15 protein-coding genes are annotated in these 15,905 nt (G+C 41.4%); 1 reads left to right on the top strand and 14 read right to left on the bottom strand.

What is annotated here, in order from left to right:
• Positions 1–2: 2 nt before the first annotated feature.
• The 9 genes from GKD17_RS04810 to GKD17_RS04775 all read right to left on the bottom strand — a co-directional run bounded on the left by GKD17_RS04810 (position 3) and on the right by GKD17_RS04775 (position 10,210).
• Positions 3–1,304 carry a phenylacetate--CoA ligase family protein gene (locus tag GKD17_RS04810; RefSeq protein ID WP_007837108.1) on the bottom strand — a complete coding sequence of 434 codons (1,302 nt, stop codon included), beginning with the start codon at positions 1,302–1,304 and terminating at the stop codon, positions 3–5.
• A gap of 94 nt (positions 1,305–1,398) precedes the next feature.
• Positions 1,399–2,703 carry an aminotransferase class I/II-fold pyridoxal phosphate-dependent enzyme gene (locus GKD17_RS04805; RefSeq protein WP_007837106.1) on the bottom strand — a complete coding sequence of 435 codons (1,305 nt, stop codon included), beginning with the start codon at positions 2,701–2,703 and terminating at the stop codon, positions 1,399–1,401.
• Positions 2,704–2,707: 4 nt separating this feature from the next.
• On the bottom strand, positions 2,708–3,289 hold the full coding sequence (locus GKD17_RS04800) for an indolepyruvate oxidoreductase subunit beta (protein ID WP_007837105.1): 582 nt from the start codon (positions 3,287–3,289) through the stop codon (positions 2,708–2,710).
• On the bottom strand, positions 3,286–4,902 hold the full coding sequence (locus GKD17_RS04795) for a thiamine pyrophosphate-dependent enzyme (protein ID WP_007837104.1): 1,617 nt from the start codon (positions 4,900–4,902) through the stop codon (positions 3,286–3,288). The genes GKD17_RS04800 and GKD17_RS04795 overlap by 4 nt, the downstream gene beginning before the upstream one ends.
• Positions 4,903–4,925: 23 nt before the next feature.
• On the bottom strand, positions 4,926–5,687 hold the full coding sequence (locus GKD17_RS04790; RefSeq protein ID WP_007837103.1) for an amidohydrolase: 762 nt from the start codon (positions 5,685–5,687) through the stop codon (positions 4,926–4,928).
• 262 nt (positions 5,688–5,949) lie between these two features.
• Positions 5,950–8,319, bottom strand: coding sequence for a DEAD/DEAH box helicase (locus tag GKD17_RS04785; RefSeq protein WP_007837102.1), 2,370 nt, complete (start codon positions 8,317–8,319; stop codon positions 5,950–5,952).
• A 145-nt stretch (positions 8,320–8,464) separates the two neighbouring features.
• Complete coding sequence (locus tag GKD17_RS23155; protein ID WP_007837098.1) at positions 8,465–8,614, bottom strand: AAA family ATPase; 150 nt, start codon at positions 8,612–8,614, stop codon at positions 8,465–8,467.
• Positions 8,615–8,676: 62 nt separating this feature from the next.
• Positions 8,677–9,489, bottom strand: a complete 813-nt coding sequence (locus GKD17_RS04780; RefSeq protein ID WP_007837097.1) for a YjbH domain-containing protein — start codon at positions 9,487–9,489, stop codon at positions 8,677–8,679.
• A gap of 4 nt (positions 9,490–9,493) precedes the next feature.
• Positions 9,494–10,210, bottom strand: coding sequence for a WecB/TagA/CpsF family glycosyltransferase (locus GKD17_RS04775; protein ID WP_007837096.1), 717 nt, complete (start codon positions 10,208–10,210; stop codon positions 9,494–9,496).
• 54 nt (positions 10,211–10,264) lie between these two features.
• On the opposite strand from GKD17_RS04775, the gene GKD17_RS04770 reads away from it, so the two are divergent.
• Entirely contained in the window at positions 10,265–10,582 is a 318-nt protein-coding gene (locus GKD17_RS04770) for a hypothetical protein (RefSeq protein WP_007837095.1), read from the top strand.
• 56 nt (positions 10,583–10,638) lie between these two features.
• On the opposite strand, the gene GKD17_RS04765 is transcribed toward GKD17_RS04770, so the two are convergent.
• From GKD17_RS04765 to GKD17_RS04745, 5 genes are all read right to left on the bottom strand, one after another.
• Positions 10,639–11,676, bottom strand: a complete 1,038-nt coding sequence (locus GKD17_RS04765; protein ID WP_007837094.1) for a glycosyltransferase family 4 protein — start codon at positions 11,674–11,676, stop codon at positions 10,639–10,641.
• Positions 11,673–12,650, bottom strand: a complete 978-nt coding sequence (locus tag GKD17_RS04760; protein WP_007837093.1) for a glycosyltransferase — start codon at positions 12,648–12,650, stop codon at positions 11,673–11,675. The genes GKD17_RS04765 and GKD17_RS04760 overlap by 4 nt, the downstream gene beginning before the upstream one ends.
• An 8-nt stretch (positions 12,651–12,658) precedes the next feature.
• Complete coding sequence (locus GKD17_RS04755) at positions 12,659–13,798, bottom strand: EpsG family protein (protein WP_007837092.1); 1,140 nt, start codon at positions 13,796–13,798, stop codon at positions 12,659–12,661.
• Between the two features lie 116 nt (positions 13,799–13,914).
• Positions 13,915–14,907, bottom strand: coding sequence for a glycosyltransferase family 2 protein (locus GKD17_RS04750; RefSeq protein WP_229103390.1), 993 nt, complete (start codon positions 14,905–14,907; stop codon positions 13,915–13,917).
• Positions 14,908–14,926: 19 nt separating this feature from the next.
• Positions 14,927–15,904 carry a glycosyltransferase family 2 protein gene (locus GKD17_RS04745; RefSeq protein ID WP_007837090.1) on the bottom strand — a complete coding sequence of 326 codons (978 nt, stop codon included), beginning with the start codon at positions 15,902–15,904 and terminating at the stop codon, positions 14,927–14,929.
• Between the last annotated feature and the right edge of the window lies 1 nt (position 15,905).

Raw genomic sequence — 15,905 nt, 5'->3', positions numbered from 1 at the left:
TTTCATTTTAAAATTCGGTTGTCTATCACACGTTTACTCTTGCCTTCACTACGGGCAATACTGTTAGGCTCCATCAGCTTCACTTCAGCACTGATAGAAAGAACGCTCTTCAATTTGTCACTCAGCGCTTTCTTCATAGCCAGCATACGTCCCATATCGTCCGAGAAGAAGTCTTTACGGACTTCCACTTGTACCTGCAAAGAGTCAAGATTATTCTTCCTATCCACCACCAGCATATACTGAGGTTCAAACTGCGGCATATCCAGAATAACACTTTCCACCTGAGACGGGAATACATTGATGCCACGGATAATAAGCATATCGTCACTACGGCCTACAATACCCGACATACGAATATTGGTTCTTCCACACGGACATTCACCCTCCATCAGGGAAGTCAAGTCCTTCGTACGATAGCGCAATAACGGCATACCTTCCTTGGTCAGAGTAGTAAACACCAATTCTCCCACTTCTCCATTCGGAAGACGTTCCAGCGTTTCAGGGTTAATGATTTCAGGATAAAAATGATCCTCATTGATATGCGAACCATGTTGTTCCTGGCATTCATAAGAAACACCAGGGCCCATAATTTCACTCAATCCATAAATATTGTAGCCTTTCAAGCCCAGCCGCTCTTCTATTTCCTTACGCATACTCTCCGTCCATGGCTCGGCTCCAAAGGCTCCTATACGGAGGCCGATATCTTTCTTGGTAAGCCCCATACGTTCCACCACTTCTGCTAAATAAAGAGCATAAGAAGGAGTACAGGCAATACCGGTTATACCCAAGTCACGAATCAGACGAACATGCTTTTCCGTATTTCCGGTAGAAGCCGGGATAACAGTCGCCCCCAGATTCTCCACACCATAATGTGCACCCAGCCCACCAGTGAATAATCCATAACCATAACTGACAGAAAAAGTATCATTACGAGTAACCCCATAGGCCGAAAGACAACGCGACATTACTTCGGACCATACGGACAAGTCACGACGTGTATATCCCACAATGGTAGGATTCCCGGTTGTGCCCGAAGAAGCGTGTACACGTACAATTTCCGAAGCAGGAGCAGCCTGAAGTCCATAAGGATAATTATCACGTAAATCCTGTTTGGTAGTAAAAGGAAGTTTTACAATGTCTTCAATAGTCTGAATATCATCCGGAGATAAATCCATCTCCTGCATCTTGTTACGATAAAAAGGGACATTATGATAAACCAGGTTCACCAACTTGTTCAGGCGTTTTCCCTGCAGAGCGCTCATTTCGTCCCGGCTCATGCACTCTTTATTTTTGTTCCAAATCATAATAAATAATTTTTCAATGTGCTAATTAGCCAATGTACTGGTGCACAAACACACCATATGACAATCGGCACATTATCCTATTAGCACATTATTTTCAATGATCTTCATGAAAAGCTCTCATGCGTTCTTCCATCACCGGATAAAGTTCCTCACGCATTCTGGAAGTACAGGCGCGGACACCTTCCTGCTCGCTACCGGTAGTAGAAAGCGAGATGCTGCTTACCCCATAATACAATAACTCCCGGAGCAATTCACCCCCTGTCATATTTCCGTAACCTATGGTAAAGAAGAAACCATCTCCCACCACCTGGGTAGCATCATAATCATATACGATATGGAAACCATTGTCGGTAAATATTTTCTTCATGCGTTCCGCACGACGGGCATATTCGCGGGTATCTTCCACAAAATTGATTTTACCTTCGGTGGACAGACGAAGCATTTCAGCGTATGCATACTGAGTGGAAGCCGTACATCCCGAAGTAATCATATAAAGAATGGAAGCAATCAGCGTAGGACCGAATACCCCTGCATCTTTATACCGTTCTGCTAATGCAGGGAACTGGCGGTCGAACAGTTTGTCGCTGATACATGCCAATGCCATACGCTGTCCGGCATAACTGAATATCTTGGAAGAAGAAAGCATCAGAATATAATTATCCGTATATCTTGCCACAGTGGGCGGATAAGGCGGTTCGAAAGGATGCCCCATATCCCGACGGAAGTCCATGCAGAAATAAGCCAGATCTTCCATGACAATCACATCATACCGGGTTGCCAGTTCACCGATTATCTGCAGTTCCTCCTCTTCCAGACAAATCCATGCCGGATTATTCGGATTAGAATAGATAATCGCTGCTATATCGCCTTTACTCAGGAAACTTTCCAATTTCTCACGCAAGGCCTGTCCACGATAATGATAGATATCAAACTCTTCCCACTCCACGCCGATAATGCGAAGCTGGGATTTCTGAATGGGAAATCCGGGATCAATGAACAATACCTTGTCTTTCCCCGGAATACGCTGCGTACAGGCTATGAACGAGCCGAATGAACCCGCCACCGACCCGGTGGTAGGCACACAAGCGCGCGGAGAGATTTCCAGATTCAAGAAAGCTTTTACAAAACGGGAAGCCTCCTTTTTCAACTCGGGCACTCCTGCAGCAGCCGGATATTGCGATCCGACTCCCCTGTCCAAAGCGGCTTTCTCCGCTTCAATCCCGATCTGATTGGCTGCAAGGCCGGGAGATCCCTGATCCATACGGATAAAAGGAATCCCCGTTTCCTTTTCCAGATACTGGGCTACCAGCAGCACATCACCGATAGTAGCCTGTGCAAGATTGGCGATGTGCAGTTCCTTCACCGCCTTCTCCACTAATTCTTCACTAAATATCTTCATGGCATTACCAGTTCTTTACCGCATTCAAGCCTATATCAAAAGCCTTCTGATTCATTTCAACAATCTTCTCACCTTTTGTGGCAAACACACGCCCTATGCTTTCACGCAACTGTTCCGGTGATACGATCTCAATATACTTCGCAGCCATGCCCAGCAGAATCACATTCGCGCATTTAGGCATACTGTTTTCTTTTGCCATATCCTCTATTTCCAACTTCACCACATGCGGAAGACTTTCCAAAGTTCTCATCAGATCCACTTCTTCAGGATAGTCGGGAATGTTCTTGAAAGGATTAGCAGAAGTAATCACCCAACCTTCTTCCTGCAAGTAAGGCAGATAACGCAACGCCTCCATCGGTTCCATGGAAATAATCAGATCCGCCTCACCCTGAGCGATCAGATCCGAATAAATCGTTTCGTCGGATAGACGCAGATTGGACTGTACATCTCCTCCGCGCTGGCTCATACCGTGTACCTCAGCCTGCTTCAAATTGATGCCTTCTGCCGTAGCAGCTTCTCCTATAATAGTAGCGATAGTCAGGATACCCTGTCCTCCTACGCCCGAAAGTATGATATCTTTTCTCATGCCTTATCTGCTTTTTTCTGTCTTAGTTTACGATTCAATGTCTGGATACATTCTCTGCGCGGAATAATGACAGACACCCCTTTATATTCTATTTCCTCACGAATGGTACGGGTGATTTCTTCCATATTCTTTGGTAATGGAACCACCACACGCACATGTTCGGGTTCTACCCCTAATCCCAGGCAGATCGCCTCGAATTTGTTCGTACCGGCAGAGTCCTGTCCACCGGTCATGGCAGTAGTCAGGTTATCCGAAATCACCACAGTGATATTGGCATGGTCATTGACCGCATCCAGCAGACCGGTCATACCGGAATGAGTGAATGTAGAGTCACCGATAACCGCAATGGCCGGAAATACTCCCGCATCGGAAGCACCTTTGGCCATGGTTATGGAAGCACCCATATCCACACAACTGTCAATAGCACGAAACGGGGGCAACGCACCTAATGTATAGCAACCGATATCACCGAAAATGCGTGCATCCGGATATTCCGCAGCCACCTTGTTCAATGCATCATACACATCCCGATGACCACATCCCTGACACAATGCAGGCGGACGCGGCATCACCACCTGAGGTTTACCAAACGGACGTTTGATTCCCCATCCGATTGCCTCGCCCACATTATCCGGAGTCAATTCACCGGTACGCGGCAAAGTTTCGGTCAGGCGTCCCTTTATCTCATAGTCTGAGGAAAGAATCGCTTTTACCTGCTCTTCCACAAACGGCTGGCCATCTTCCACTACCAAAACATATCCGCAACGGTCTGCCATCGTCCTGATTTCGTCAGCCGGCAACGGATACTGCGAAACTTTCAATACCGGAATATGGCAACCATCCGTATCTGCCTCTTTCACATAATTATAACCGATACCGCAAGCTATCACTCCGAACTCATAATCATATTCGGGATTCAACCCTTCCAGATAATTATAAGGAGATTTGGAGGAAGCTTCTTCCAGTTTTTCCTGCTTTTTCACTAAATCCAGATATTGTTTACGCGCATTACCCGGCAGCAATACCCAGTGGGCACGTTCATGATCAGGATTCAACTGATTTTCCTCACGGATATCGGCTACTTCCACACCGGCACGCGAATGTGCCAGACGGGTAACCACACGCATCAGCACCGGCAACTTCAGTTTTTCCGATAGTGTATATGCGTAATCCATCATATCGTATGCTTCTTGTTGGGAAGACGGTTCCAGCATGGGAATCATAGCAAATTTTCCATAAAAGCGTGAATCCTGTTCGTTCTGTGACGAATGCATGGAAGGATCATCGGCAGCCAGCACCACCAGCCCACCGTTCACGCCGGTTATGGCAGAATTGACAAACGCATCGGCAGCCACATTCATACCTACATGTTTCATACATACCAAAGCACGCTTTCCCGCGTATGACATACCCAATGCAGCCTCCATGGCCGTTTTTTCATTGGTACACCAAGTGCTGTGCAGTTTTCTTTCCTTTGCTAAAGGATTATTCTGGATAAACTCCGTGATTTCAGTGGACGGTGTACCCGGATAGGCATATACACCCGATATGCCGGCATGTATCGCTCCGAGGGCAATTGCCTCATCGCCCAACAATAATTTCTTTTCAGCCATTATCTATTATTTTGTTAATTGTTTCATATCAATGTAAAGGGGTCTGCATCATCCAATACCGGGAATTTCTTCCGGAAAGCCTGCAATGCCTCCATATCTATATCAGCCGATACCGCGCTTTCCCTGCTCCACGGACATTCGGCTATCGTCTTTCCGTAGGGATCGATGATAGCGCTGCCACCCGAATATTCACAGGCAGGATCAACTCCCATGCGGTTCACTCCGGCTACATAACACTGATTTTCAATAGCCCGCGCACGAAGCAGCGCGCTCCAGGCATCCACACGGGGGGTAGGCCAGCTTGCCACATAAAGTATCATGTCATAATCACCCAGGTTACGTGCCCAAACAGGGAAGCGAAGGTCATAACATACTTCCAACAGGATACGTACCCCACGGAAGTTCACCACCACACGCTCCGTACCGGCGGTGAAACGCTTGTGTTCGCCCCCAAAGGTAAACAAATGCTTCTTATCATAATGCTGCACGGCTCCATCCGGATGGACAAAGTAAAAACGATTATAATAATTTCCATTCTCACATACCGCCACACTGCCTGCAATAGCACAATTCCGCTCGGCTGCCTTACGCTTCATCCAGTGAAGTGTTTCGCTGTCGGCGCTCTCCGCAATTCCTTCGGGTTGCGTACAAAAACCAGTGGAAAACATTTCGGGTAAAACAAACAAATCAGAATCCGGCAGACAGCTTATTGCCTCGTCGGCCCTTGCTACATTAGCCTGTGGATTGGCCCATTCTATATTTCTCTGTAGAATTGTTATTTTCATTGTTTTTCATATTATAAGACCCACAAAGGTAACAAATATAATAAGATAGCAAGCATTTTATTACTAACTATTTCCTTTCACGCCCCTTTTTCTTACATGTTTTCATAAATATTCCCTATTTATTCCTCATAAAAAAAGAGTATTCTCGCTATAAGAATACTCTTTTTATAATCAACCATGTCTAAACAAACAACTTGGCAAGATTGGCAAGAAAACAAAAGGAAAGGAATCTATTGACAGAAAGAAAATAGTTCGGGATTCTTCATAGTTTTATCGTCTTCACCTTACCGGGGATAATAGTCAGTCTCACCGTTCCGTCACCCTCTATCTCCACCTTCTGGTATCTGGCTTCCACTACTACCTTGCCGTCCAGGGCCATCAGTCCCCATTGGTATGCATTTTCCTCAAAGGCGCAATAACCACCGACGGGTGGACAAATGTTCCGGTAATGGGGAGGCACTACGATACGTTCACCCAATTTCAGCCCCCACTTCACCCCCATCCGGAAAGGCTGGACATCCCTTATCTCCTCCAGTCTCCGTTGTCTTTTTTCCTCCGCATTCCGCTGCTGCCGCCGAATGATTTCCTCCGCGCGCCGTCCGGCTTCCTCCTTCAGCCTCTGCACCACAGAATCAAAATCCTCCTCTCCGGTTTTAGGTACATTACAGGTTATATATCGCTTCTTTTTTCCTTTTTCCGCATGATAATAGTTCCCACTCTCGTCCATCACCACGATACTACGGTCCGCCAGGTGACCACAACACCAGTACACCTCCTCGTCATCTCCTTCCAGCAGACAGGCAAAAACATCAAAGACCGTAGACCATACCGAATCCACCAACTTGCAGTTTTTCGGAACACGATAGTCGGGAATCTTCAAGTAGAAACCGTAAAAACAAAGACTATCCTTATGCAACCCCTGCGTAGAGGCATAAGCCTTCCGCGTGCGACTATGGAAGGTTTCCCCCACCTTCAGCAATTCCACGTTGCCATAGTCCTCTCCACCATAAGAAAACACTACCGGCTTCTCCCGGTAAGTCCGGCTTGTTTTCAGGTCGATGTAAGAATCAGTACCGTCATCACCCGTGACGCCAAGGAGCTCCCCTTTCATAAACCTCAACCTCCGGCCGCGGTCTATTATTATCTCCGGCTTTCCGGAGTCATCCACAACGCTCACCCGGCCATCTTCCAAACGAACTGCCGCCCGGTTTCCACAGATATCGAACACTTCCCGATACTGAGGCATCATCGTCATTCTGTTTCCACGTTTCAGCCCCCACAGTCCGCTACGCCGGTCATGGAAAGCTTTTAGAACGGAATGTGCCCTCTGTTCTGCCTGTTCCTCTTCTAAATAAAACGAGTTCCGGTTCCTGATAACCTCCAGCAACTGTCCATGTGTCATCACGATTTCCAACTCTTCATCCCGCTTGTCATTCTCCGAGGACGGACAGGACACGGACAGCCTGTTTTCTGTCCTTACCCGGGACAGGGCGTTGCCCATCATCCGTCCCTCGAACATCGCCTCCCAATCCCGGTCACGGACGGGCAGACCGAATATCCGGTGCAGGCCCACATTGTCTATCAGCATACAGGACTCCTTGTCACCAGATTTCCTCAGTCCCCGTCCCACCTGTTGCAGATATTTTACCAAGGAAAGTGTGGGACGCGCCAGCTGCACGAACTCCACATCGGGACAGTCAAAACCCTCGGAAAAGATATCCACATTGACCAGCACCCTGGTTCGTCCCTGCTTGAATCCCTCCACCAGTTCCCTCCGCTCCGAAGCAGGAGTCTTGCTGTCGATAGCTACGGCCTCCACCCCGTGCGCACTGTAGCAGGCGGCTATCTGCCGGGCATGAGCTATACTGACAGCATACACAATTCCTTTTTTTCCGTTGGCATACTTCTCGACACTCTCATACAACCGCCGGATGCTGACCTGGCGGTTCAGCACCTCATTCATTTCCTTCACCTGATAATCTCCGTCCGCCCCACGTTTCTTCAATGAATTTATCATCCGCTGCTCCCTGCTGTTCGCACGGATGGACACGTAATCGAAAGCCGACAGCCAACCTTTTCCAATGAATTCCGCAATGCTCCACGAGGTAATCAGCGTATCAAACAAATCGGTGAAGCCTTTACCATTCAATCGACAGGGTGTGGCGGTCATGCCCAGTTTCCTCGCTTCCGGATATCTCTTCCAAAGTTCTTTGTAAGTCTCCGCCAGTGCATGATGCGCCTCGTCAATGACGATCAGTCCGGGGGATTCCTCCATATTCTTCCAGTTACGTGACAGCCACTGGATGGACAGCACCTTCACCGTTCCGGATTCTTCCGGCATACTGTTTTTCCTCATCCTTCCGTTCTTTCCTGACTTGTCCGGTTCTTTTCCCATTCCATACCGGGCCACGGTTTCCTCTATCTGTTGCACCAGCTCCCTGCGGTGCGCCACTATCCAGACACAGGTACCGGAACGGTGGAGGAATTCTCTCACCACCGCCGCCAACAGATGAGTCTTTCCTGTGCCTGTAGGCATTTGCACCATGACACTCTGATGAAACTCCCACTCCTTAAAGAGCCGGGACTTCATTTCCTGCTGGTAGTCACGAAGACTGTTGTTTTTGCAATACATAGGCGGATGCCGGTCGCCACCGGCAACAAAAGAGGGAAAGGCTGCATGCAGTATTGCACACAGCCTATAGTAAATGTTCGATCTTTATGAATTAATTTTTATCAGCGGCTTGTATTTGATATCGTAAACTGTTCCGCCACTGAATCTAATACAGAACCGATGATAAATAATTGGAAGCATCGTGTACCATCCAGTAAATATAGTCCATCTTATCTATATAAAGATAATTTCTCTCTATGACTTTCTCTAAAGTCTGTATGCTTATCGGGTATTTCTTTAATGACTGCTGCTTCATGGCACGCTACTTTAAAGAAACAAAATCTAACCGGAAATTTCCTAACCAAGTGCTCTTTTTTATTATTTCAGATGGACTTTAAAGACAAGACCACCAGAGAAGTATTTGCAACGGTTCAGTTCTACTACGACGTTGATGTAGTCTTTCCAAAAGCTGTACTCAAAACCCACATTGCAAGTTCTTGCATCGTACTCTGCCATCAGGTTCAAGCCATTCGCAACCTTGCTTATTATAGATGTTTCGGGAAAAGCAAAACGGAAGTTTGTGCCGAATGAAGGACGTTTATAACGCTCCATACCTTTGGCATTACCATATACAAATGCGGCATGAATACCCAATTCACCTACGTTCCGGAAATCCAGATGTTTGGTTACAGCCAGATAATAGCGTGTCGCGTAATTATTGGAACCGCTTGTATTGCCAGACACCAGTTCACCGCCACCATGATCGGCATGAGAAGTGGGATCGTCCAGGCCAAGGACGATTTGCGGTGTCCACTCCTTCCACCATCCTTCCTTCCAAAGACGCAGACGCGCACTGAAAGCCCGGTCCTGATTAGCGAATTTCCCCCAAGACTGTTCCGGGAAATAAGTAAAGCCATGATCCGCATGTACCAATGTACAGATATAGGCCACCTCCAGCCAAGGAAAAATAGTAATATTAATGTAATAATTGAAGGTATACCCCACTTCACTACTACGAAAATGGGTGGATAACGGATGAGTATTCAAATAGTTTCCACCAAACAGGAACGTTTTATCACGCTGCATATCAGCCGTGGGAGCATGAAGCAGTCCGGTAGTCCCTAGCAATGCCTGGGCATCGGCCCATAAGGAAACACTACACAGAAAAACAAGCAATAAGATTCTTTTCATCAAGCTACTCCTTACATATATTCCACATGAACAACAGATTGCCGATAATGTAACGTTTCCACATCCGGCGAGGTTCTTTCAACAACCGGTAGCACCATTCCAGAGAATGTCTCTGCCACCAGGTGGGAGCACGCTTTACCGTTCCGGCATAGAAATCGAAAACAGCACCTATCGTTCCGCAATGGCAATGGATTTTTAATTCATGCCAATGCGTGTACGCCCATTTCTCCTGCTTGGGGGCAGTCATCCCTATCCAGAGCAAATCAGGATTTGCCTTGTTGATAGCTTCAACTATCGCCCGATTGTCCTCTTCCGAAAACTCCGGCTTATAGGGTGGCGAATAGGTTTCCACTTCGATGTTAGGATAATCCACCTTTACACGCCGCTTTATCAATGCCAATACTTTTTCACTGCTGCCCATGAAAAAACATTTCCCTCCGGTCCGGTCCAGCTTGTTCATCTCGAACTCGAACAGATTCCAGCCGGCAATGCGCTCTGTGGGTTTGGATCTTGCATCCAACCAACGGCACGCCTTGACGATACTTACCCCATCGGGGATTAACACATCCCCCTGCTGCAAAGCTTCAGCAAAGAGCCTGTCTTTCTGGGCGGTGTTGTAGGAATGGGCGTTGATAGTATTGATCAGGAGCTTGCCTTCCGGCAAAGCAGCCAACCCTTGGCGGTTCTCCACCAGGGATACGTTTTTTAACTTCAATAACATGAATATTGTAGTTCTAAAATATTATATTATTTTTGTGACCCAACAACGAATACCATGAGCCAATTTACAGAATTTCCATCTATTCATGACCACCTCTATGGAGACAGCGATCATTTGCGTTCTCTTTACGAGATAGGCAGAAGCCTGTCCGACAAGGAACTGCAAAAAGTGATTGTCCAAGTCCGTGCAAAAGGATACCGGGTAGAGAAACTGGAGTTTTACGAATATGCCCCGTCGGACTCTATGCGGCACTTGTTCGTGCGGATGGAAGATGAAGCGGAAAGTATTCCTTACTTTATGCTGGACAAAGAATGCTGGAGTGAGATTGCAAAAGAGATAGTAACTGTTTACAAGTTAACTTCAAGAAAATAGACTTATAATCAATACCATTCATGGCATAAATAGAAGTAGATTTTTCGTCTAAAAACTTAATCTGATATTATATACTTTCCATATACTTCAGAAACAATAGCCCGTGATTTAGGCCAATCTTTCTTTTTTAATTCACTAATCTGAGCCTCTAACAGAGAATTCCTTTTATTTTCATCAGATATTAATTCTAATACTTTATCCGCAAATTTATTACTATTCCCCAATGGAATCATACCCAACGAATTTAAAACACTTTCTTGTCCACCACATTCCATATATATTGCAGGTGTTCCGTGTAATATGGCTTCACAAACCGGCATACCTAACCCCTCATGCAATGATGTTGAGACATATAACCAACACGATTGATATAACTCATGTAATTTTTCAGTATCAACATTAGCAATCCATTCTAATTTCAAATTATCTATTTTTTGAAGTTCTCCCAATACTTTTTGAAAATATATTTTATAAAAATTGCTAGTCGTACATTCTCCAACTATAATAAACCGTATTGTTTTATTGTACATTTTAGCTAAACGTTTTATATACAAAAGCAGATTTATACAATTTTTATTTTCTATTATTCGACCTACATACAAAAGAGTACACTCCGTATTTTTAGAGTATTTTCTATCGCTAACATTGTAAGGTATCAATGGACAACTTTCTATTCTTTTAAAGCCAAAAGGCTTTAAACAAATTCTATTAAAATCACTCACCGTAATCCAATTTGCTTTTCGAGGTAATAGTAAAAGTTGGATATATGTTCCTATTGCACGTAACGATGAAAGAGGATTAGTCAACCAAAAATATTTAGCAGGAGTTATATTATGGTATATAAACACAACTTTGGAATAATCCTCTATATATTTTATGTTAGGATCAAAAACACCATAATGCCAAAAGATAATAGATGTAGATTTTTCTTGAGTAGCCTCTTTTATAATATCTATATAATTATCTGTATCCGGATAAATATAAGTAGACTCAATTCCCCATATTTTTTCAATTAGAGTACCTAAGTATTTAGCATAGATATTTAAAGAATTATATGGAGACGATTTTTTATTCCATTGATAAATATGATTCATCTTTTTAAAAATTTACGAATTACAAGCATAAAGTGAACTACATGTGAGCACAAACGAGGAGATAAATTAAAAGTAAAACACAATAATTTTCTAATCAATGTCCCTGTATATATTATAGTCCTAATATTACGTGTTTTCATTTGTTCAAAGAAAATATTCTTCAACTTTCTCGAATTCGATGTTTCAAGTAATAAAAATATACTAATTATAGAATCTGATAATATCCTTTTATAAAATTTATATGGAGTTTGAAGAAACATATCATGTACGCGAAAACAAACAAAAATAAGATCTTCAATTCTTTTCTCGCTTATAGAGTTTAAAATAGACCCATGTCGACATGTATAATTATAGCAGATTCTACTATAAATTTTAATTCTGTTAATCAATGGAAATACACGTGTATTAAATTCCACATCTTCATAAAGTATTCCCTCCATAAATAAAAAGGAATTTTTCTGTAAAAAACATCTCTTGTAAAGAAAAGCCCATGCAAATAAATATGTAGAACAAACTTGTTCCATAAATTGTACACCATTTATTACATGTGATATTTTATTTCTATACGTACAATAAAACTGAGGTAATTCTATCCCTAATTCACTAACCCTACGCCATTCCATCCATAAAACATCCAAATCATTTGAAGAACATTCCTTATACAAATCATCTAACAAATTGGGCATTATAAAATCATCAGAATCTACAAACCAAATATATTCTCCTAAAGCGACATTAAGGCCTGCATTTCTCGCAGAACTCAAACCTCCATTGGGTTTATCAATAAGTTTGCAATTAGGATATTTTTCTAAATATGGTTGTATAATTTCCAATGAACTGTCAGTAGAGCCATCATTAACAATAATAATTTCATAATCTTCATAAGACATATTTTGTTCTAGAAGACTATTAAGACATCGAGCCACAAAATCCTCAACATTATAAACTGGGACTATTAGTGATATTTTTTTCATTCCAATACTCAATTCCAAATAAAAACAGCCTCAGGATTTAAATAAATAAAACGTCCCCAATATAGACATAAATAAGAACAAGCAATGATTATACATCCTCGCATCAATCCTAAATACCCTTTTGAGCGTAAGGCAACCTGATTTTTTGAAAAAATATAAAGAGAATATCCAAAAGGTATAAACCAATATATATATAATTGCCCAAACATTCTAGCCAATATTTCATATCCATGCACCAATCGACACATAAAAAATGCAAAAACCATAATATTATAAAAACATTGAACTTTTTGTTCTTGACGTAAACAAAGTGCTATATATGATGACATAATAATTGAGCATTCAAATATAAATTGAAAAGATTTGGTTATTATAGATTGTTGAGCACCTTCAAGAATAGAATCCGCACCCAACCAACGATCAGACTCTTCTACATAGTGCAATAAATGATCAGAAAAGAGCAAAACTCCAAAATTTATTCTCTGCAATACCTCTGAGAATAAAGATCCAACATCTATATTCAACAAATAATAAGAAACACTTAGTAACAATAAAGCAATCTCAGCTTTAATTTTTAAATGAAAAAAATAATAGGAAAAAGCAATAAACGGAAATGCAAAAATAGTACCTGAATGAATTAGATTTGCACATAACAAAGCTATTATCATTTTCGACCATTTCTTTTCAAACATAAAATGGACTGCAATAAATATAAAAGGCATCCCTACAAATTGTCGAATCAAATTTTCATGTAATACCAACATCGAAAGAATGGCAAAGAAATACATCCATCTGCCTTCCTTTAAAGAATAAGAAGATATTAAAAAACAAATACCGCATAACAAAATTATTTCATAAACAAACAAAGCACCTGTAAAACTAAAACCAATGTTTTTTAATAACTCATTTAAACAATCAAATAACAATTGTGTACCCTCAAAATATCCAACTTCATAAATATCTTTATAATGCAAATAATCAACTCCTCTATCATATCTTAAAGCTTCAATAAGTGCATAAAACAAAGCAGAAGGAATAAACAATTTAAAAACCTCTTTTCTAGTATGACATTTATCGTTTTTAATACTAAAATACAATAATAGAAAGAAAGCCAAAGAATACAGAAATATGTGGTCAATTCCAGACATATCTATTATTTTTTATTGAGAATTTAATCAGCTATATAAAACCTATACATAAAGAATTATCACTTGTAATTTTAAATAAGAGGGTATCTTCAAAATCCGATTCTATAATATGCATATTATCTTATACCTATGAGCATTCGAAGACAATCATCCACTTTATCACTAAATTTTATTATTCCGATTGCCAATCTATAATATTCCAAATTAGCTAAATAATACCCTATTCGATGATAAAATCTAATTTGAAACGCCTCCAAACATGTATTACTCTCCGGCCACAGTTCCCTCCACAAATTGAGATTCCTTAAATTCTTATTTACTAAAAATGCTTTTTTCAGATAAAAACATCTACGTAAGAAGGGTATATGATATGATGAATAGATACCTTGCTCCTTAAAAAAAGATTCAACAAGTAAACATGCACTAATCATATCTTCCAATTGCTTCATTGTAGTATGATGAGATACAGAATTCATATAAATAGCATAATGATAAAATGCCTCTTCCACATACGATACCCGATGTGCGAAACAATGCAACCTTACAGAAGTGCACAAATCCTCCCACATACTTATCCCAACAGGAAACTGAATATGATTATCCTCATACAAGCTTTTCCGAACCAAAGCCCCCCATACACTGGAATGGAGCTTCCCCACCAGCATCTGTTCCACAATGTTACCCTTATACCTGAAAGGATTCTGATTGTAACGGATGCGTTTACCTCGTTTTTCCTCATAATAATCACACATCACAATATCAGCATTGTCTTCACGAGCTTTTATGTATAGTTTCTCATACATATCAGGATCTACCCAGTCATCACCATCGCAATAAATGACATATTCTCCACCGGCTGCTTCAAGCCCCGTATTACGGGCTGCACCGGAACCCATGTTTTTTTCATGAGAAATGATTTTTATATCTGACTTCCGTTGCGGATATTCATCTATGACAGACTGCAATACCTGAATACTATGATCCGGAGTACAGTCATTCACAAAAATATATTCAATATCCTGCATTGTCTGGCAGAATAAAGAGCGAGCACAGCGTTCTATATATTTTTCAACTTTATATATAAGAACGATAACACTTACTTTATACATGTTATCTGCTTGCATTTTATTAGCTTTCCTTTTTTAATAATTTTCTAATTGAGTCCCTTAGGAAAGAATACACTGGTAATAAAAAAGGATGCTTACAAATCGTTCTATATATACTTATTTTACCTTTATGTTTATAAATATCTTCAGACAAAATTTGTTTAATAAAAGAAGTATCATTGAACAAACGATTCTTATTATAGAAACTTGTGCCTATCACATAATAAATATAATCATAGTATTCAGATGCACAATTTTCAAAACAAGAATTGACTTTTTTTAATTGCTCTCTGATTCTTTCAAATAAATAAATCCATTCGCATTCAGACATCGTTTTCGAATGAGATATCGAATTTAAATTATCAGCCGTATAATTGTATGCTATAATATCATTAAAAATGCCTACCCTTTCACATTGCAAACCAATACAGACATTCATAAACAAATCCTCGTTAAGAAAAATCTTTTTAGGTAAAGAAAATGCAACTTCCACATCCAAACATGAGCGTCTAATAATTTTACACGCAGGACCTATAATACATTTGTTGGTCAACAATTGTTTAACATAGCCTATCTTATCAAACAAGCCTTCGGCTACATTCAAATTTTTCCTTTCTACTCCATTACATATATCATTACTGCTTCCCAAAACTACGTCAAGATTTAAAGATTTAGCTTTATCATATAAAGCGGATAAAGCTAGAGGAGGCAAACTATCATCAGAATCTACTAAAGCTATATATTCTCCTTGTGCTAACTTACACCCCATTTTTCTTGCTGTATTTACCCCTCCATTCTGCTTATGAACCACACGAATACGGGCATCCTTACATGCATATTCATCACAAATCTTTCCACTGTTATCAGAACTACCATCATCAATCAACCAAACTTCAAAATCAGCAAAAGATTGATTCAAAATACTCTCAATACATTTAGGTAGATAATGCTCCACATTATAAACAGGAACTATTATTGATATTATCGGATTACTACTCATA

The organism is Phocaeicola dorei (genome assembly GCF_013009555.1).
In the GTDB taxonomy this organism is placed as follows: domain Bacteria; phylum Bacteroidota; class Bacteroidia; order Bacteroidales; family Bacteroidaceae; genus Phocaeicola; species Phocaeicola dorei.
The sequence above is the reverse complement of the archived record's forward strand: the minus strand, read 5'-3'. Positions and strand labels throughout refer to the sequence as shown.